This window comes from Arthrobacter sp. SLBN-100, assembly GCF_006715305.1.
Lineage (GTDB): Bacteria > Actinomycetota > Actinomycetes > Actinomycetales > Micrococcaceae > Arthrobacter.
In genome coordinates, this window is sequence record NZ_VFMY01000001.1 from 3290862 (window position 1) to 3307632 (window position 16771).

At 67.0% G+C, this 16771-nt stretch carries 17 protein-coding genes; 10 read left to right on the forward strand and 7 right to left on the reverse strand.

Features of this window, described 5'->3' with window-relative positions:
- The first annotated feature begins 14 nt into the window (after positions 1-14).
- Entirely contained in the window at positions 15-515 is a 501-nt protein-coding gene (locus FBY31_RS15145; protein WP_142042673.1) for a 2'-5' RNA ligase family protein, read from the forward strand.
- Here FBY31_RS15145 and pgm read toward each other — a convergent pair.
- Entirely contained in the window at positions 512-2188 is a 1677-nt protein-coding gene (gene pgm / locus FBY31_RS15150) for a phosphoglucomutase (alpha-D-glucose-1,6-bisphosphate-dependent) (RefSeq protein WP_142042676.1), read from the reverse strand. The two genes, FBY31_RS15145 and pgm, sit on opposite strands and share 4 nt — an antisense overlap.
- 246 nt (positions 2189-2434) lie before the next feature.
- On the opposite strand from pgm, the gene FBY31_RS15155 reads away from it, so the two are divergent.
- Both FBY31_RS15155 and FBY31_RS23060 read left to right on the forward strand, forming a co-directional pair.
- Positions 2435-3442: an NERD domain-containing protein gene (locus FBY31_RS15155; RefSeq protein WP_142042679.1), complete on the forward strand. Its 1008-nt coding sequence runs from the start codon at positions 2435-2437 to the stop codon at positions 3440-3442.
- Positions 3443-3489: 47 nt separating this feature from the next.
- Positions 3490-4155, forward strand: coding sequence for a DUF4190 domain-containing protein (locus FBY31_RS23060; protein WP_200833380.1), 666 nt, complete (start codon positions 3490-3492; stop codon positions 4153-4155).
- Positions 4156-4262: 107 nt separating this feature from the next.
- On the opposite strand, the gene FBY31_RS15165 is transcribed toward FBY31_RS23060, so the two are convergent.
- Positions 4263-4961: a FadR/GntR family transcriptional regulator gene (locus FBY31_RS15165; protein ID WP_142042682.1), complete on the reverse strand. Its 699-nt coding sequence runs from the start codon at positions 4959-4961 to the stop codon at positions 4263-4265.
- A gap of 137 nt (positions 4962-5098) precedes the next feature.
- Between FBY31_RS15165 and FBY31_RS15170 the strand changes: the two genes are divergently transcribed.
- From FBY31_RS15170 to FBY31_RS15180, 3 genes are read left to right on the forward strand one after another with little or no spacing between them, the layout of a single operon-like run.
- Positions 5099-6466 (forward strand): SLC13 family permease, encoded by a 1368-nt coding sequence (locus FBY31_RS15170; RefSeq protein WP_142042685.1) that lies wholly within the window; start codon positions 5099-5101, stop codon positions 6464-6466.
- Between the two features lie 55 nt (positions 6467-6521).
- The gene (locus FBY31_RS15175; RefSeq protein WP_142042688.1) at positions 6522-7748 is read left to right on the forward strand and encodes a CaiB/BaiF CoA transferase family protein; all 1227 of its coding nucleotides are present in this window, start codon (positions 6522-6524) and stop codon (positions 7746-7748) included.
- On the forward strand, positions 7735-9243 hold the full coding sequence (locus FBY31_RS15180) for a carboxyl transferase domain-containing protein (RefSeq protein ID WP_142042691.1): 1509 nt from the start codon (positions 7735-7737) through the stop codon (positions 9241-9243). The genes FBY31_RS15175 and FBY31_RS15180 overlap by 14 nt, the downstream gene beginning before the upstream one ends.
- A gap of 148 nt (positions 9244-9391) precedes the next feature.
- Here the strand turns inward: FBY31_RS15180 and FBY31_RS15185 are convergent, their stop codons facing one another.
- The 4 genes from FBY31_RS15185 to FBY31_RS15200 form a co-directional block, all read right to left on the reverse strand.
- Entirely contained in the window at positions 9392-9835 is a 444-nt protein-coding gene (locus FBY31_RS15185; protein ID WP_142042694.1) for a LapA family protein, read from the reverse strand.
- A 161-nt stretch (positions 9836-9996) separates the two neighbouring features.
- Complete coding sequence (locus FBY31_RS15190; protein WP_142042697.1) at positions 9997-10359, reverse strand: hypothetical protein; 363 nt, start codon at positions 10357-10359, stop codon at positions 9997-9999.
- Between the two features lie 131 nt (positions 10360-10490).
- Positions 10491-10694 carry a hypothetical protein gene (locus tag FBY31_RS15195; protein WP_142042701.1) on the reverse strand — a complete coding sequence of 68 codons (204 nt, stop codon included), beginning with the start codon at positions 10692-10694 and terminating at the stop codon, positions 10491-10493.
- Between the two features lie 87 nt (positions 10695-10781).
- A complete protein-coding gene (locus tag FBY31_RS15200; protein WP_142042704.1) occupies positions 10782-12200 on the reverse strand; it encodes an amidase in 1419 nt (472 codons plus the stop codon).
- 326 nt (positions 12201-12526) lie between these two features.
- On the opposite strand from FBY31_RS15200, the gene FBY31_RS15205 reads away from it, so the two are divergent.
- The 3 genes from FBY31_RS15205 to FBY31_RS15215 all read left to right on the forward strand — a co-directional run bounded on the left by FBY31_RS15205 (position 12527) and on the right by FBY31_RS15215 (position 14197).
- Positions 12527-12853: a rhodanese-like domain-containing protein gene (locus tag FBY31_RS15205; protein ID WP_142042707.1), complete on the forward strand. Its 327-nt coding sequence runs from the start codon at positions 12527-12529 to the stop codon at positions 12851-12853.
- Positions 12854-12918: 65 nt separating this feature from the next.
- Positions 12919-13896 (forward strand): prephenate dehydratase, encoded by a 978-nt coding sequence (gene pheA, locus FBY31_RS15210; protein WP_142042710.1) that lies wholly within the window; start codon positions 12919-12921, stop codon positions 13894-13896.
- Positions 13897-13990: 94 nt separating this feature from the next.
- On the forward strand, positions 13991-14197 hold the full coding sequence (locus FBY31_RS15215) for a hypothetical protein (RefSeq protein WP_142042714.1): 207 nt from the start codon (positions 13991-13993) through the stop codon (positions 14195-14197).
- A gap of 24 nt (positions 14198-14221) precedes the next feature.
- On the opposite strand, the gene FBY31_RS15220 is transcribed toward FBY31_RS15215, so the two are convergent.
- Positions 14222-15286, reverse strand: coding sequence for a diacylglycerol/lipid kinase family protein (locus tag FBY31_RS15220; protein ID WP_142042717.1), 1065 nt, complete (start codon positions 15284-15286; stop codon positions 14222-14224).
- A 90-nt stretch (positions 15287-15376) separates the two neighbouring features.
- On the opposite strand from FBY31_RS15220, the gene serS reads away from it, so the two are divergent.
- Entirely contained in the window at positions 15377-16657 is a 1281-nt protein-coding gene (serS, locus tag FBY31_RS15225; protein WP_142042720.1) for a serine--tRNA ligase, read from the forward strand.
- Positions 16658-16771 lie beyond the last annotated feature (114 nt).

Below are 16771 nucleotides of genomic sequence, written 5' to 3' on the forward strand. Positions count from 1 at the left end.
GGGAGACTGGGCAGATGCGGAACCTCATCCTGGTTGCCTTTGTCGAGCCTGTGACCGACGGGCTGGTGTTCCCGCGGACACAGTGGCCCTTGCACATCACTCTGCTGAGGTTCGACGTCGACAGCGACGGCGTCGTCGAACAGGTGGCCGCGCTTGCCGCGCCGCACGCCGAGGCAGCCCTCGGTGCCGCCCTTACTGTGGGGAAGGACGCAGGTTTCGGCCGGAACGGCTCCGTACCCGTGAACCTCATCCAACCGCAGCCGGACCTGCAAACCCTGCACGGGCAACTGGTCGCCACAGTCGGCAGGCTGGGCGGAAAGATCCTCACGCCGGCGCACACCCTGTCCGGCTACCGGCCCCACGTGTCACATCACGGCGGCAAACGCCTGAACCCGGGCGACGCCGTCGTGCTTGACCGGATCGCACTGGTGGACATGGCGCCGGACGGTGACCGCACCGTCCGGCGCATCCTCCGGCTCTGGAGCCGGGACCACAGAGCGGGCAACGACCCCTAAGCGATCACGCCGTCCACCAGGGCCTTGGCTTCCGCCTGGACCTGCTTGAGGTGTTCCTCGCCCTTGAAGGACTCGGCGTAGATCTTGTAGACGTCCTCGGTGCCGGACGGGCGGGCCGCGAACCAGGCGTTCTCGGTAACCACCTTCAGGCCGCCAATCGATGCGCCATTGCCGGGTGCTTCCGTGAGCTTGGCGAGGATTGGCTCGCCCGCCAGCTCAGTAGCCGTGACGTCCGACGGCGACAGCTTGCCGAGTGCCGACTTCTGCTCCCGCGTGGCGGCAGCGTCAATGCGGGCGTATACCGGGGCGCCGAACTGGTCCGTCAGGCCCTTATAGAGCTGGGACGGGGATTTGCCGGTCACCGCCGTGATCTCCGAGGCGAGCAGGGCCAGCAGGATGCCGTCCTTGTCCGTGGTCCAGACGCTGCCGTCCTTTTTGTTGAATGAAGCACCGGCGGACTCCTCGCCGCCGAACGCGCCCTCACCGGATAGCAGGCCGGGCACAAACCACTTGAAGCCCACCGGGACCTCCACAAGCTTGCGGCCGAGGCTTTCGGCCACCCGGTCAATGATGGAGGAGGACACCAGCGTCTTGCCCACCACGGAGGCCGGGTTCCAGCCGCTGCGGTTGCGGTACAGGTAGTCGATGGCGACGGCGAGATAGTGGTTCGGGTTCATCAGCCCGCCCACCCCATTAACAACAGGTGTGACGATGCCGTGCCGGTCCGCGTCCGCGTCGTTGCCAGTGGCAATATCGAACGAGGCACCCGCGCCAGCGCCGCCGCCGGACATGCGCTGGATCAGCGAGGCCATGGCCGCGGGCGAGGAGCAGTCCATCCGGATCTTCTCGTCCCAGTCCAGGGTCATAAAGGCCCACTGCGGGTCCACCGTAGGGTTGACTACGGTGAGGTCCAGTTGGTGACGCTCGGCAATCTCGCCCCAGTAGTCCACGGACGCCCCGCCCATGGGGTCCGCACCGATCCGCACCCCGGCTTCGCGGATCGCGTCCAGGTTCAGGACTGAGGGGAGGTCGTCCACGTAGCTGCTGAGGAAGTCGAACTTGCCGGTGGTGTCCGCGGCCAGCGCGTCAGCCACCGGGATGCGTTTGACCCCACGAAGCCCGTTTTCGAGCAGTTCGTTGGCACGGTTGGCGATCCAGCCGGTGGCGTCCGAATCGGCCGGGCCGCCGTGCGGAGGGTTGTACTTGAAGCCGCCATCGGCCGGCGGGTTGTGGCTGGGCGTGACCACGATGCCGTCAGCCTGGGGGGCGCCTGCACCGGCATTCCGGTTGTAGGTGAGGATCGCGTGGCTCAGGGCAGGGGTGGGCGTGTAGCCGTGGCGGGCGTCGATGAGGACCTGCACGCCGTTGGCGGCAAGCACCTCGAGGGCCGAATTCTGTGCCGGCTCGCTCAAGGCGTGAGTGTCCTTTGCCAGGAACAGCGGACCCGTGATGCCCTGCGCCGCCCGGTATTCCACAATCGCCTGGGTAATGGCGACAATGTGCTTCTCATTAAACGACGCCTTGAGGCTGGAGCCGCGGTGCCCGGAAGTGCCGAACACTACGCGCTGACCGGGATCACCCAGATCCGGCGTGAGGTCGTAATACGCGTCAAGGAGCGCAGTGATGTCAACAAGGTCCTGGGGTTGGGCAACTGTACCCGCGCGGCTAGCCATGGGACCAGCATGCCAGACGGGAGCCACAGTCAAAGCGACCGGTCCAAAATGCGGCCCCTGTGTCCGGCCTTGTTACGGCGCAGCGCCATCGAGCAAGTAGCCGACCTGAGTACCCGGCCAGCAAAGTACTTATATACCGCTCGCCGCGCGCCCTGTTACTTTCGAAAAATCGGGCGGAATGTCCGCAAGCAAAGGGCGACGGCGGCCTTCCGCCATCGTATCTCCGGCAGGGAAGCAGGGACGGCCATGGGGGCAGGCGACGGGGCAGCGGAGCAGTCCAGGCTGGCAGCTGAACGGGTTGCCAGGCTCAAGCGCCAGCTCGACCAGGCTGAACGTACCACCAAGGCCTGGGACGCCGGCGGGGTTGGTGAGCGCGTGGTGGCGGAAAAGCTCAGCGAACTGGTCCCGCGCGGCTGGTACGTGCTGCACGACGTCCACTGGCCGGGCCGGCCGAAAGCAAACCTCGACCACGTCCTGGTAGGGCCCGGCGGCGTGGTGGTGGTGGACGCCAAGAACTGGACCGGAGAGGTCAAGGTTTCTTCAGGGGTGCTGTGGCAGGGCCGCTACGCACGCACCCAGGCAGTGGAGGGGGCGCTCGCCCAATGCGCCGCCGTCGCGTCCGTCCTGGCGCCGCCGCACCGCCGGATGGTGCGTCCCTTGATTTGTATGGCTGCCCAGCCGGACCTCTTTGGCGTGACCAGCTCTGATGTTGCCGTGGTGGGGGCGCAGCGTGTGGTTGGGGCGATCGAAGCGTTGCCTCCGGTGCTGGACCAGCAATCCGTGGTGGGGCTCTACGCCCATCTCGGACAGCAGCTCACGCACGAACAGGAGCCGGGCATCACGGCCTTCCGGAGCGTGCAGCCAGCGACGGTGGTGAGGCCCGCCGGCCCGCGGCCCGCGTCTCCGCGCGCAGGCGGCGACCCGGATTCGGCAGCACCGGGTCCCGTCCCTGCCCGGTCAGTGTCATCACGTCCGGCGTCGTCACGTCCGGCGCCATCCGCTGCTGTGTCACCGCGTCCTGTCTCACCCCGCGCTGCGTCATCCGGTGCTGGGGCAACCCGTGCTGGGGCACCCCGTGCTGCGTCATCCGGTGCTGGGCCAACCCGTCCGGCAGGCGGACACCTCTCGAAGGCGGCCGCCGGTGGGCGAAACCCAAAGGGCCGCCAGCGCCGCGCCACAGGCGGCGGGCGCCTTGCCCTGCTCGCCGCGTTCGTCATCTTTGCCGTGTATGTGCTGCCCTACCTGGGCCGCTGACCTGCCGGCGGCGGTAGGCTGGAAGCAAAACTTCCAGGGGGAAAACCTTGACTGACCATCCCGCCCACCGGCCCGAATCCCAGCACCCTGACGGCAGCAGCGCGCCGTCGGGCTTTGAGCCGCCGCGCTTTGCCCCGCCCTATGGCTCGGAGGCCCGGTCCCAGCCCCAGTACGGCCAGGGTGGATACGGACAGGGTGATAACAGGCAGGGCAGCTACGGACAGGACAGCTCCAGCCAGAACCCGTATGGAGGTCAGGGCAGCGACAGTCAGGGCAGCTACGGTCAGGGCGGTTACGGGCAGGGTGATAACAGGCAGGGCAGCTACGGACAGGACAGCTCCGGCCAGAACCCGTACGGAGGTCAGGTCCAGTACGGTGCTTACAACCAGCCGCCGAGCCCTTACAACCAGCCGGCCAGTCCCTACGGTCAGCCCGGGTACTACGGCATGCCGGCCGAACCCAAGACGCTCAGCATCGCCAGCATGGTGTGCGGCATCGCATCGGTGATCATGGGCTGGATCCTCCTACCGCAGATCGCGGCGATAATCACCGGCCATCTGGCGCTCAAGCGCGAGCCGTCGGGCAAGGGCATGTCCGTCACCGGCCTGGTGCTGGGGTACCTGTGCCTGCTCGGCTACGGGGCCTTCTGGCTGCTGGCCATCATTGGCCTGGCCATCGCCAGTTCCTCGACCAGTTCCTCCTACACTTTCTGAGCTGCCACTTTCTGAGCTGCCCCTCAGGCTTCTGAACAAAATTCCGCGGCACCGTCCGGGTAAGAGACAGGCTTGCCGGGTCCGGGCGTGCCGCTGCCTGGCGGCGGTCAGCGGAGCAGTTCCACGTCCGAGACGAGCTCGATATGGGCCAGCATCGCTTCTCCTGCCGCTTCCGGATCCTGTGCCCGGATGGCGTCCGCGATCTTCCGGTGCGAGGCGAGGGACTGCTCGGGCCGGCCGGGCTGGCCCAGGGATTCCATCCTTGTCTCCAGGATCATCTCGGCGATGAAGGCCATGAGCTGGGCCAGTACACCTGAGTGGGCGGCGGCGGTGATGGCCTGGTGGAAGAGTTCGTCGCCATGGGTGCCGCGGTCGCCGTCGTTGATCTCCTTGGACATCACATCCAGCGCGTGATCGATCGCCGCAAGGTCCTCATCGGTGCGGCGGGCAGCGGCGAGTGCAGCCAGTTTGACCTCCAGGGTGCTGCGCGCCTCCACGATCTCCGGCAGCCGGCTGCGGTGTTCGCGCAGCCCCTTAATGACCGAGGCAACGCTTGGCCGCCTCGCCAAAACCGCGCCGGTTCCGTGCTGGACGTCGATTACACCCAGTACCTCGAGGGCCACCAGGGCCTGGGCAAGAGTGGCACGGGAAACGCCGAGGCGCTCGGCCAGGTCCCGCTCTGCGGGCAGGAGATCGCCCGGCCGCAACTGGGCGGACTCGATGTACGCGAGGATCTGCTCCACCAGCTGTTCGTACAACCGGGGGCGGGTCACCCGCTCCAGTCCAAGCCGTGCTGTCTTCTCCACAAAGCCCTCGCTACGTCGTAGGTCCTCCCAGAATACATGGCCTCTGCTATTGACAGATAGACTCACTGTCTAAGAGGCTAGTCCAGTGAGCCAGTAACTCACATCACACTTTTTGTTTCCCCAACGGAGGACCAACGATGTCCGCTCCTATCCTGTCCATCATCATCCTGGCGGCAATGTTCTTGCTTGCCACCGTCCTGCCCCTGAACATGGGAGCCCTCGCCTTCGTTGGCGCGTTCCTCCTCGGCACCGTGGTGCTGGGCATGTCCACCAACGAGATCCTGGCCAACTTCCCCGGCGGCCTCTTCCTGACCATCGTCGGCGTCACATACCTGTTCGCCATCGCGCAGAACAACGGCACCATCGACCTCCTGGTCCGCGGCGCCGTCAAGCTCGTGGGCAGCCGGGTGGCCCTCATCCCGTGGGTCATGTTTGCCATCACCGCGGTGATCACGTCGGTGGGCGCGCTGTCTCCCGCCGCCGTCGCCATCATCGCCCCCATCGCGCTCACCTTCGCGGGCAAGTACAAGATCAGCCCGCTGCTGATGGGCATGATGGTGATCCACGGCGCCCAGGCCGGCGGCTTCTCGCCGATCGCCGTCTACGGCGTCACGGTCAACGGCATCCTCGCCAAGACCGACCTGGCCTTCAGTCCCACGGCGCTGTTCCTGTCCAGCCTCGTCTTCAACACCCTCATCGCCCTGGTGCTCTTTGTGGTCCTCGGCGGGCGGGGACTCCTGTCCTCCAAGGTGGGCCACTTCGTGGAGCAGGCCGCCGAAGCGCGCATGGCTGTCAGCGTGGGGGCCAAGGCCGGCTCCGACGTCTCCTTCAAGGGCTTCGGCTCCGGCATGTACGGCCCGCGGGATCCGGCAGGCGACGGCGTCGGCGCCACCAAGGAGCGTTCAGAGCGGATCCCGCAGCTGGTCACCATCGCCGGCCTGATCGCACTGGCCGTCATCGCCCTCGGCTTCAAGGTGGATGTCGGGTTTGTGTCCATCACCATCGCCCTGGTGCTGGCACTGGTCTCACCCGCTGCCCAGAAGGGCGCCATCAACAAGATCAGCTGGTCCACGGTGCTGCTGATCTGCGGCATGCTGACCTTCGTCGGCGTGCTGGAGGAGGCCGGAACCATCGAATTCGTCTCCAACGGCGTGGCCGGCATGGGCATGCCCCTCCTCGCGGCCCTCCTGATCTGCTACATCGGCGCCGTGGTCTCTGCCTTCGCCTCGTCCACCGCCATCCTTGCAGCACTCATCCCGCTCGCCGTGCCGTTCCTCTCCACCGGCGAGATCGGAGCCGTGGGTGTCATCTGCGCCCTCGCCGTTTCCGCCACCATCGTGGACGTTTCCCCCTTCTCCACCAACGGCGCACTGGTCCTGGCCAACGCTCCCGAGGACGTGGACAAGGACCGGTTCTACAAAAAGATCCTGGGCTACAGCGGCATTGTGATCGTTGCCGGGCCCGTCCTTGCCTGGCTGGCGCTCGTGGTGCCCGGCTGGCTGTAGCCGACTGAGCATCACCTTCGAATTTCCAGGCCTGATCGAGAAAAGGAACCAGCCCATGAGCAGAACTGATAACGCAGGGGGTCCCCTGTCCGGCCACCTTGTTGTTGACCTGAGCCGGGCTTTGGCCGGTCCGCACGCCGGAATGATGCTGGCGGACCTGGGCGCCCGGGTCATCAAAGTGGAAAACCCCGGAACCGGGGACGATACCCGCGGCTGGGGCCCGCCCTTCGTTGGCCCGGCCGACGACCTGCAGTCCACCTACTTCATGTCCTGCAACCGCAACAAGGAATCGATCAGCCTGGATCTGAAAAGCGCCGACGGCCAGGAGGTGCTGCGGGGCCTGCTGGAGCGCGCCGACGTGGTGATCGAGAACTTCCGGCCCGGAGTGATGGACCGTTTGGGGTTCTCTCCCGCGGCCATGCACGAGCTGAACCCGCGGCTGGTGATCCTGTCCATCACCGGCTTCGGCCATGACGGGCCTGAGTCGCAGCGGAGCGGTTACGACCAGATCCTCCAGGGTGAGGCCGGACTCATGTCCCTCACCGGCTCCGGGCCCAACGACCCCCAGCGGGTGGGTGTGCCCATCGCGGACCTGCTCGCGGGCATGAACGGTGCCTTTGGTGTACTGGCGGCGCTCGTTGAGCGGGAGCAGACCGGCCGCGGCCAGGTGGTGCGCACATCCCTGCTGGCATCCCTGATCGGGGTCCACGCCTTCCAGGGCACCCGCACCACGGTGGCGGGGGAAGTTCCCCAGGCCCAGGGAAACCACCATCCCTCCATCGCTCCCTACGGGCTGTTTGCCTGCAAGGACGGCAGCGTGCAGATCAGTGTCGGCAGCGAAAAACTGTGGTCCTCGTTTGCCGCTGCCTTTGGACTTGACCCGGCGGCGCCGGGCTTTGCCAGCAACGCCGAAAGGGTGCGGAACCGCAGCGCGGTGATTGGCGCCGTCGAACGCGCCTTCGCGGACTACGGAGCGGCGGAGCTGCTGCAGAAACTGAACGACGCCGGGATCCCGGCAGGGAAAGTGCGCTCGCTTGATGAGGTGTACGCGTGGGAGCAGGTGGCGTCCCAGGGCCTCGTGGTGGATGTGGACCATCCGGTGCTCGGCAAGGTCAGCCTGCCAGGCCCGCCGCTGAGGTTCTTTGCCCCCGGCGACACTGCCGAAACCACCGTCACCGAGCATGATGCGCCGCCGCTGCTGGACGAGGACGGGCCGGCCATCCGCGAATGGCTCGGTTTGGAAGCGGTTGCCGCGGGGGTCTCCCAGCATGCAGACCGTTGAAAAGGTGCGGCATCTGAGTGCCGCCGAACTGCTGGAAGCTGTGGTGGACGCGGGCTCTTTTGTCTCGTGGGACAAGCCGGCGCAGGAGCCCGCGCTGTCCGAGGAGTATTTCCGCGACCTGGCCAAAGCGCGGGAACGCAGCGGGACCGACGAATCCGTCATCACGGGTGCAGGGCTCATCCGCGGACGCAGGGTGGCGGTGATCGTCAGCGAATTTTCCTTCCTGGCGGGGTCCATTGGGCACGCTGCGGCGCAGCGGATCGTGGCCGCGGTGGAACGGGCCACCGCTGAGGGGCTGCCGCTGCTGGCCGGGCCCGCGTCCGGTGGTACCCGGATGCAGGAGGGGACGCTGGCTTTCCTTTCCATGGTGAAGATCACCGGGGCGGTGCGGGCCCACCGCCAGGCCGGCCTTCCCTACCTGGTCTACCTGCGCCATCCAACCACTGGCGGCGTGATGGCCTCCTGGGGATCCCTGGGCCACATCAACGTGGCCGAACCGGGTTCGCTCCTGGGCTTCCTGGGCCCGCGGGTGTACGAGGCACTGCACGGCGAAGCGTTTCCCGAGAACGTGCAGGTGGCGGAAAACCTGTTCAACAAAGGCCTGATCGACGGCGTAGTGGAGCCCGCGGGCCTTGCCGACCTGGTGGGCAGGGCCCTGGACATCCTCTGCGCCCGGCGTGGCGCGCTGCCGGAGGCACCCGTCACGCTCGCTGTCCGGCCGGCTCCGGTTGATGCATGGACCTCCATCGGCATCTCCCGGCGTCCCCGCCGGCCGGACCTGCGGCAGCTCCTCAAGTACGGTGCCACCGATGCCCTGCCGCTGAACGGAACCGGGCAGGGGGAAAAGGATCCCGGGCTCCTGTTGGCCCTGGCCCGTTTCGGCGGACAGTCCTGCATCGTCCTGGGGCATGCCCGCCCGCTGCGCAGGGACGCGGCCGGGATGGGCCCCGGCTCGCTGCGGGAGGCGCGGCGGGGCATGAAGCTGGCCGAGGAGCTGCGGCTGCCGCTGCTCACCGTCATCGACACCGCGGGCGCGGCCCTCTCGCAGGAAGCGGAAGAGGGCGGGCTGGCGGGGGAAATTGCGCGCTCGCTGCACGAACTTATCGGGTTGGAAGCGCCGTCCGTCTCAGTGCTGCTGGGCCAGGGAGCCGGGGGAGGGGCCCTGGCCTTGCTGCCGGCCGACAGGACCATCGCGGCGCAGCACAGCTGGCTCTCGCCACTGCCGCCGGAGGGCGCCAGCGCGATCGTCCACCGCACCACCGCATATGCTCCGGCCATGGCACAGGCGCAGGGGGTGAACGTCGCCGCGCTCTACGCCAACGGCCTGGTGGACCATATCGTGGATGAGCGCGACGACGCCTCGCTGGAACCCCAGGAGTTCTGCCGGCGGATGGCGCTTGCTATTGAGTACGAGCTGGGGTCCGTGGCCGGCATTGCCGTGCCGGAACTTGTGGCGGCCAGGTCTGCGAAGTACCGGAGCCTGGGCGCCGGCTGACCTGGCTGTGCCGCACCCGCCCCTGCCGGAGTGCCCACCGATCTGGACGACCGGTGGGCACTGCCGGTGCGGCCGCCTGTGCTTTTTCTGCGCTGCTTGGACCCGCCCGGGGTTCTGAATTGCCCCGCGTTCTGACCTGCGCTGCTTTCTACCTTCGCTGGGCGGAGCGGGAGCGGTGGGCGTTCCTGCGGAGCTGCAGGATCCGGGCGCCACCGGCCACGGCAACCAGGACGCCACCGGCAACGCTCGCGATAAACAAGGCCATCCCCAGCGGGACAAAGCCTTCAAGCGCGAAATACCGGACAGCCACCTGCTCCTGGTTTTGCAGGATGAAGATGATCAGCAGGATCAGGAGCACCAGGGCGGCCACGACGGCGGCCCACACCACTCCGGCGCGGGTCACCCGCGGCTGGTCGGCGCCGGGCCGGACGGCCGTTGACGGCGTTGAATCCGGTACCGAAGTCCCCGCGGTGGTGCCAGGGGTGGTTGTTGCATCTGCGCGCGCGGGTGTCCCGGCCGCAGGCGGATTGGTCCCGGCGTAATTTCCAGTGGGCTCCGACTGCCCGGCCGGCGGGTAGTTTCCGGTACTCATGTTGGTTCCCTTCCCAGGACTCCTGCGGTCTGATACTAAGCATGCTTACATTCCCACCCTAGTAGGAGTCCTCGGAACAGCACAACGGGAGGGACCAGCGATCCGTGAAGGACGCGCAGCCCCCGCGCCGAAAACGTGGCCTGCCTTCCCGGAATACAGCGCTATTTTCCGGAAATCCGTTCGGCGTGCCCGCGCTCCTGGGGGCCCAGTTCCGCCGGGCCGCTGGTGAGGAACGTCCACCGGGAGACGGTGCCGTGGGGCGTGTCGAAGGCGTCCCGCGCCAGGGCGGCGTCGATGAGCCCCCGCACCTCGCCTTCGGAAGCGGGCTCGGTGGCGAAGATGATCCGCAGCGAAACCGTGTCCCCCTCCCGGGACCAGCCGGTGTAGTGTGCCGCAAGCGGGCACGGCGGTGGATGCTCCGAGCTCCCGCACAATGCGGTGGTGATGGCTGCGCCGGGAGCCCCCGGATCCGCAGCGGTGCCGTCCATCAGCAGGGTGGCTGCGTGCACATAGAGTCCGTCCATTGCACTGGTCCTTCCGCCTCCGGCTTCTTCCTTGCTTCATACAGTGGTGTGCTTCAGGCCGTGCTGCCAACCCCCAAACGCAGCGGAAGGGCCCCGGTGGAGTCCCTTCCGTTTTTTGCACCGTCAAGGTGTCAGACCCTCTCCTTGCTCTTTTCGGCCGAGGGGGTGCGGGGCGATGGCGTCCTGCGCCAGTTGGGGAATGCCCAGAACGTGAAGTCCTGAGCCTTGACCGGCTTCTCCGGAGTTTCCGCCGGGGTTTCCTGCTTCGCCTCGGGCTGGCGGTCAGCTTCCTTCCTGATGCCCCACCCGAAGTCCTTGCTGGATGAATAGCACATCACAGGCCTCCTCATAGTGACTGCCCTTTAATCGTCCTCCTGATCACCCGCAGAGTCGAGGCTGCGGCAGGGAAAGCCGGGGGAGCATTAGAAGCCCACCTGCCGGGCCACCTGCAGCAGGAGCGCCTCGGACCCCATGGGCCCTACCAGTTGGATCGCCATCGGCAGCCCTTGGCCGGGGGCGCCGCCGGTCCAGTGGACGGGGATGGTGATGGCCGGGAGGCCGCACACGTTGACCATGGAGGACCACGGCGCGAATTCGCACTGCTTCCGGTAGTCGCCGTCGGCATCCCCTGCCCATTGCGCTGCCGGCCAGCGGTCATCACCATGGGCCGTCGCGGTGAACCAGCCCACCGGACGCGGCGTCTGCGCGAGCGCCGGCATCAGGAGCAGGTCCCACTGTGAATACTGCGTCACCGTGTCCCGCTCAAACTGCCGCAGGAACGCCAATGCCTCGTTCAGCTTGGCAGGGCTGCGCTGTTGGGCGCGGCGGCGGAAGGTCCGGGTCAGCGGTGCCAGCAGTGCTTCGCGGTGGGGGCTGATCCGCGCCGCGCCCACTGCCGCCGTCCATGCCGTGGTGAACGCATCCGGGTACCGGTTGTCGTAGCGGACGGCGGCTTCACTGAGGGAATGGCCGGCACCTTCCAGGAGTTTTTCGCCCGCCCGAAGTGCGTCCAGGGCCTCCTGGTCCGGCGTGAACGGGAAAGCGCCGGACCAGGGGCTGTCCAGCGTGACGCCGATCCGCAGCCGGGGCGGCTCCTGTTCCACCAACTCGGCGTAGCTGCTTTCCGGAGACCCGGCAGGGACGAGTGCATCCATCATCAGCGCGGCGTCGGCGGCGCTCCGGGCCAAGGGACCGGCCACCACCAGCCGGGCGGGGTCGCCCAGGCTTTCCCCGGCCGGCACCAGGCCCCGGCCCGGCTTCAGGCCCACCAGGCCGCACGCCGCCGCAGGGATCCGGATAGAGCCGCCCCCGTCAGTTCCGGGCGCGAAGGGAAGAAATCCTGCGGCCACCGCCGCGGCGCTTCCGCCTGAGGAGCCCCCTGAGCTCCTGCTCAGGGCGTGGGGATTGCGCGACGGCGGTGCCACGCGGTTTTCGCTGTAGGCCGTCAGCCCGAACTCGGGCACCTGGGTCTTGCCCAGGGAGATCACGCCCGCTTCCTTGAGGAGCGCTACCAGGGGGCCGTCGCTGACCGCCGGTTTGTGGTCCAGGGCGGCGCTGCCGTGGGTGGTCACCACACCGGCCACGTCGGTGAGGTCCTTGAAAGCCAGGGGCATGCCGTGCAGAAGCGGGAGCTCATCCTGAGGGGTGCGGGCATGGAGAGAGTCGGCGGCGCGGGCGCTTTTCAGTGCCTGCCCGGCCGTGACCGTGACAAATGCGCCCAGCAGGGGGTTCTGCTTTTCGATCCTGGCCAGGAAGTGGGCGGCGGCTTCGGTGGAGGAGACCTCCCCTTTGCGGAGGCTGTCCCGAAGCGCGACAGCGGACAGGTCGTGGAGTTCAGCCAAGGTGCAGGGGCTCCAACCACTCCCCGCCCGGCTCCACGGACTCGCGGGGCGCGCCACTGGCGACGATGGCGGGCTGGTCTGCGGGCAAGGTTCCTCCCAGGGTTCTTGCTACAACTTCGTTCCCAAGAGCCTAGCGCGGAGTCCTTCAGGGCAGGCAAGGGTGCGCGGGATCGGGGTCAAGCGCGGGACCAGGCTAAAGTCCCGGGACTGATCGCAGGCCGGGTGCCGGCCTCAGGGCCGGGTGCTGGCCTCAGGGGCCGGGTGCTGGCCTCAGGGCCGGGTACTAGGCTTGAAGGTGACCACGATCTGCCAGACAGGAGTTCCCCATGAGCGATTTCGATACGGTCCGCGTCACTGACATCCCCGAAGACGCCGCGATCCTGGATGTCCGGGAGGACTATGAATGGGTGGCCGGCCATGCTGATGGCGCCCTCCACATCCCGCTGGACCAGTTGCCCGCCCGGCTGGATGAACTCGATGCTGACCAGGACCTCTACGTCATCTGCCGGACCGGCGGCCGGTCCTTCCGGGCTGCCCAGTGGCTGACCGGTCAGGGCTACACCGCGATTAACGTCTCGGGCGGTATGGACCAGTGGCTGGAAGCCGGAAAGCCCTTGGTCTCCGACAACGGCCTGAAGCCGCTGGTGCTGTAGCCCGGGGCAAAGCCCCCCTGCGTCCGCGCCACCCCGCACAGCTTCACTCCTTCAAAGGAACCTTTATGCCCGCGTCCCCCCTCACTTATGCCTTCCTCGGGCCCGAAGGCACCTTCACCGAGGCGGCGCTGCTGCAGGTGCCGGGGGCTGTGCACGCCAGCCGTGTCCCGGCGTCGAACGTTAATGCCGCCCTGGACAAAGTGCGCGACGGTTCCGCCAACGCCGCCATGGTGCCCATCGAAAACTCTGTTGAGGGCGGCGTCACCGCCACCCTTGACGCCATCGCCACCGGGCAGGAACTGCGAATCCTCCGTGAAGTCCTGGTGCCCATCAGCTTTGTTCTGGTGGCCCGGCCCGGCGTGAAGCTGCAGGACGTTCACCGGGTCTCCACCCATGGGCATGCCTGGGCGCAATGCCGGCTTTGGATGGACGCCAACCTTCCGGACGCGGAATACGTTCCCGGTTCATCCACCGCTGCCGCTGCCATGGGGTTGCTGGCGGAGGACTGCCACTACGACGCCGCGATCTGCGCTCCGCTGGTGGCCGAGGAACAGCCCGGACTCTCCGCGCTCGCCGGGAACATCGGCGACAATCCGGATGCGGTAACGCGCTTCATTCTGGTCAGCCGCCCCGGCACCCTGCCCGAACGCACCGGCGCGGACAAGACGACGGTTGTTGTTCCGCTGCCCGAAGACCGGCCCGGCGCCCTGATGGACATCCTGGACCAGTTCGCCAGCCGTGGCGTGAACCTCAGCAGGATCGAGTCCCGGCCCACAGGGCAGTACCTGGGCCATTACTTCTTCAGCATCGACGCCGACGGCCATCTCGGTGACGCGCGGGTGGCCGATGCCCTGGCGGGGCTGCACCGCATCAGCCCGGCCACCCGCTTCCTGGGGTCGTACCCGCGGGCGGACCACCAGGAGACGGTGGTGGAGCCGCACACTTCGGACGGGGCCTTCCAGGCAGCGCAGGCCTGGGTGGCGGGGTTGCAGTCCGGACCTGCCCACAGGGCAAATGGTTCCGCCTCTTCGCCCAGAGCGTAGGCAAATGCCTCTTTTACCACTTCCGCCTGCTGTGGACAATGCGTATGCTTACTTGATCCACATGGGGGATGGCCCCTAACGAAGGGAGCGGGTCATGACTACCAGCAGCACCGACAATGATGGCCAGGGAATGATCGTCAATCCCCGTCCCACCGCGGACAACCAGGACTGGGACGGCGACGACGCTGACCGTGCTGACCGCCTGCGCTTCGAAGAGGAGCAGGCCATGATCCGTGAGCAGTCCGAGGCCCGTGCCGCAGCAAAAGCCGCCGCCGAGGCAAAAAAGGAAGCCAACGCCTGAACGGCCGGTTCGGCTGAATGCGGTTCAGCCCGGCGACGCCCCACCCTTAACCCTGACCAATAACGAACGCGGTTCCACCTGGACTGTGACCTTGGTGGCCTCGCCTGCCGTGTCCCCGTCGAGCTGCGTGGGCATTGGTTCAGGGCACCTGATGATGATCCTGCCGGACCGGTAGACGGTCATGATGGGCAGCTTCCCGCTGTGTTTGAACATGATTTTGACGTACATGAGCAGCCAGCCGATGGCACTGCGCGGACTCATCACCACCACGTCCAGCATGCCGTCGTCGATCATGGCCTGCGGGATGAAGTCGATGCCGCCGGGGACCAGGCCGCAGTTGGCGAAGAGGACGCTGCGGATGTTCCGCACCTGGGCCGGACTGCCGTCGAAGGAGATTGAGATCTTCTTCCGCCGGCCGGGCAGGTGGCGCATCCCCGCCTCCGTATACGCCAGCCAACCGAACGTCTTTTTCAGGCCGGCATTGGTGTCCGCCAGCACTTCAGCGTCCATGCCGATTCCCGCGATCACCAGGAATACGTGTTCGGATGAATGCCCGGTCCGCGAGTTCTCGATGCCCATCCGGGCGGTATCGATGTGGCGCTGGTGGCCGAAGAGGGCTGTCTGCACGTTGCCGTGGAGGTCGTTGACGTCCAGGTCCACGTTGCGGGCCAGGAGGTTCCCGGTGCCCAGCGGGATAAGCCCCATGGCAACCCCGGTGCGGGCAAGTGACTCGGCCACGACGCGGACCGTGCCGTCGCCGCCGCCCACCAGGACGACGTCGGGCTTGAGGGCCAAAGCGGCCTGCACCTGCGAGAAGCCGGGGTCTTCGGCCGTCGTCTCGTAAAAGACAGGTTCCTCCCAGCCGGCCGTCAGGCAGGCTCGCTGGATGGTGGCTTTTGTTTCCTGGGCGCGGGCTTTGATGGGGTTCAGTATCACTGCCACGCGTTGCTGGCTGAGGCCGGACTCGTACGCGTCCCCACCTACCGCACTGCGCACATGCAGTGCCTTCAGCCTGCGGACTCCCCACCAGCTGGAGATCGCGAAGGCAAGCGCCACCGCAATCAGCACGTAGAGAATCAGGTCGCTCATAGTTCCTCAACAGTATCCCGGCGGCACCTGCGCGTTCCGGCACACTTGCCCGCCGCCGTCGTACTCCTCCGGATTGGATACCCTTATGGGGTGATCGACGTAAAAGACCTCAGCGAAAATCCGGAGAAGTTCCGAGCCAGCCAGCGCGCCCGCGGCGCGGACGAATCAGTGGTGGACGCGATCATTTCCGCCGACTCCGCCCGCCGCGCGGCACTGATCCGCTTCGAGAACCTCCGCGCCGAGCAGAACGCCTTCGGCAAGAAGGTGGCCCAGGCCAAGGGCGACGAGAAAAAGGCCCTGCTGGCCGAGGTGAAGGAGCTGGCCAATTCGGTGAAGGCAGCCTCGGCTGAAGCCGACGCCGCGCAGACCAAGCAGGAAGAACTCCTGCGCACTATCCCCAACCTCATCGAAGACGGCGTACCCGAGGGCGGCGAGGACGACTACGTGGTGGTCAAGACCGTTGGCACGCCCCGCGAATTCCCGGACTTCGAGCCCAGGGACCACCTGGAAATCGGCGAGCTGATCGGTGCCATCGACATGGAGCGCGGCGCGAAGGTGTCCGGTGCGCGCTTTTACTTCCTCCGTGGCGTCGGTGCCCGGCTGGAGATGGCACTGCTGCAGATGGCCATGGACCAGGCCATCCAGGCAGGTTTCATCCCCATGATCACGCCCACGCTGGTGCGCCCCGAGACGATGCAGGGCACGGGCTTTGATGTAAAGCACGACGCCGAGATCTACCGTCTCGCCGACGACGACCTTTACCTGGTGGGCACCTCCGAGGTGGCGCTGGCCGGATACCACGCCGACGAAATCCTGGACTTTTCTGCCGGCCCCATCCGCTACGCCGGCCAGAGCTCGTGCTACCGCCGCGAGGCGGGTTCACACGGCAAGGACACCCGCGGCATCATCCGCGTGCACCAGTTCAACAAGGTGGAGATGTTTATTTACACCACGGTTGAGGAGGCTGCGGCGGAGCACCAGCGGCTGCTGGCGTGGGAAGAGGAGATGCTGGCCAAGTGCGAGCTGCCGTACCGGGTTATCGACACCGCCGCCGGCGACCTCGGCACGTCAGCGGCCCGCAAGTACGACTGTGAAGCCTGGGTTCCCACCCAGGGCGCGTACCGTGAGCTGACCTCGACGTCCAACTGCACCACCTTCCAGGCCCGCCGCCTGAACATCCGCGAGCGCGCGGTGAACCCGGAGGGTGTTTCCAAGGGCACGCGCGCCGTGGCCACGCTGAATGGAACGCTGGCCACCACCCGCTGGATTGTTGCGCTGCTGGAGCACCACCAGAACGCCGACGGCTCGGTCAACGTGCCCAAGGCGCTGCAGAAGTACCTGGGCGGGCTTGAGGTCCTGCCGGTTCTGTAGTTTTCGCCTGATCCTAAGGTTGTTCGCGGATCCGAATCTTCAAGGTTCGGATCCGCGAACAAGCTTCTGAACTGTGGGGAGCCTGGGGTTGCCCTCCACTGGCGTTGTCCACAT

Excerpts from the sequence above, each read along its gene's own strand:
- FBY31_RS15175 (WP_142042688.1), top strand. The coding sequence starts at position 6,522 with ATGAGCAGAACTGATAACGCAGGGGGTCCCCTGTCCGGCCACCTTGTT.
- FBY31_RS15195 (WP_142042701.1), bottom strand. The coding sequence starts at position 10,694 with ATGTGCTATTCATCCAGCAAGGACTTCGGGTGGGGCATCAGGAAGGAA.
- FBY31_RS15185 (WP_142042694.1), bottom strand. The coding sequence starts at position 9,835 with ATGAGTACCGGAAACTACCCGCCGGCCGGGCAGTCGGAGCCCACTGGA.
- FBY31_RS15190 (WP_142042697.1), bottom strand. The coding sequence starts at position 10,359 with ATGGACGGACTCTATGTGCACGCAGCCACCCTGCTGATGGACGGCACC.
- FBY31_RS15155 (WP_142042679.1), top strand. The coding sequence starts at position 2,435 with ATGGGGGCAGGCGACGGGGCAGCGGAGCAGTCCAGGCTGGCAGCTGAA.
- FBY31_RS15170 (WP_142042685.1), top strand. The coding sequence starts at position 5,099 with ATGTCCGCTCCTATCCTGTCCATCATCATCCTGGCGGCAATGTTCTTG.
- FBY31_RS15205 (WP_142042707.1), top strand. The coding sequence starts at position 12,527 with ATGAGCGATTTCGATACGGTCCGCGTCACTGACATCCCCGAAGACGCC.
- FBY31_RS15180 (WP_142042691.1), top strand. The coding sequence starts at position 7,735 with ATGCAGACCGTTGAAAAGGTGCGGCATCTGAGTGCCGCCGAACTGCTG.
- pgm (WP_142042676.1), bottom strand. The coding sequence starts at position 2,188 with ATGGCTAGCCGCGCGGGTACAGTTGCCCAACCCCAGGACCTTGTTGAC.
- FBY31_RS15145 (WP_142042673.1), top strand. The coding sequence starts at position 15 with ATGCGGAACCTCATCCTGGTTGCCTTTGTCGAGCCTGTGACCGACGGG.
- FBY31_RS15215 (WP_142042714.1), top strand. The coding sequence starts at position 13,991 with ATGACTACCAGCAGCACCGACAATGATGGCCAGGGAATGATCGTCAAT.
- FBY31_RS15220 (WP_142042717.1), bottom strand. The coding sequence starts at position 15,286 with ATGAGCGACCTGATTCTCTACGTGCTGATTGCGGTGGCGCTTGCCTTC.
- pheA (WP_142042710.1), top strand. The coding sequence starts at position 12,919 with ATGCCCGCGTCCCCCCTCACTTATGCCTTCCTCGGGCCCGAAGGCACC.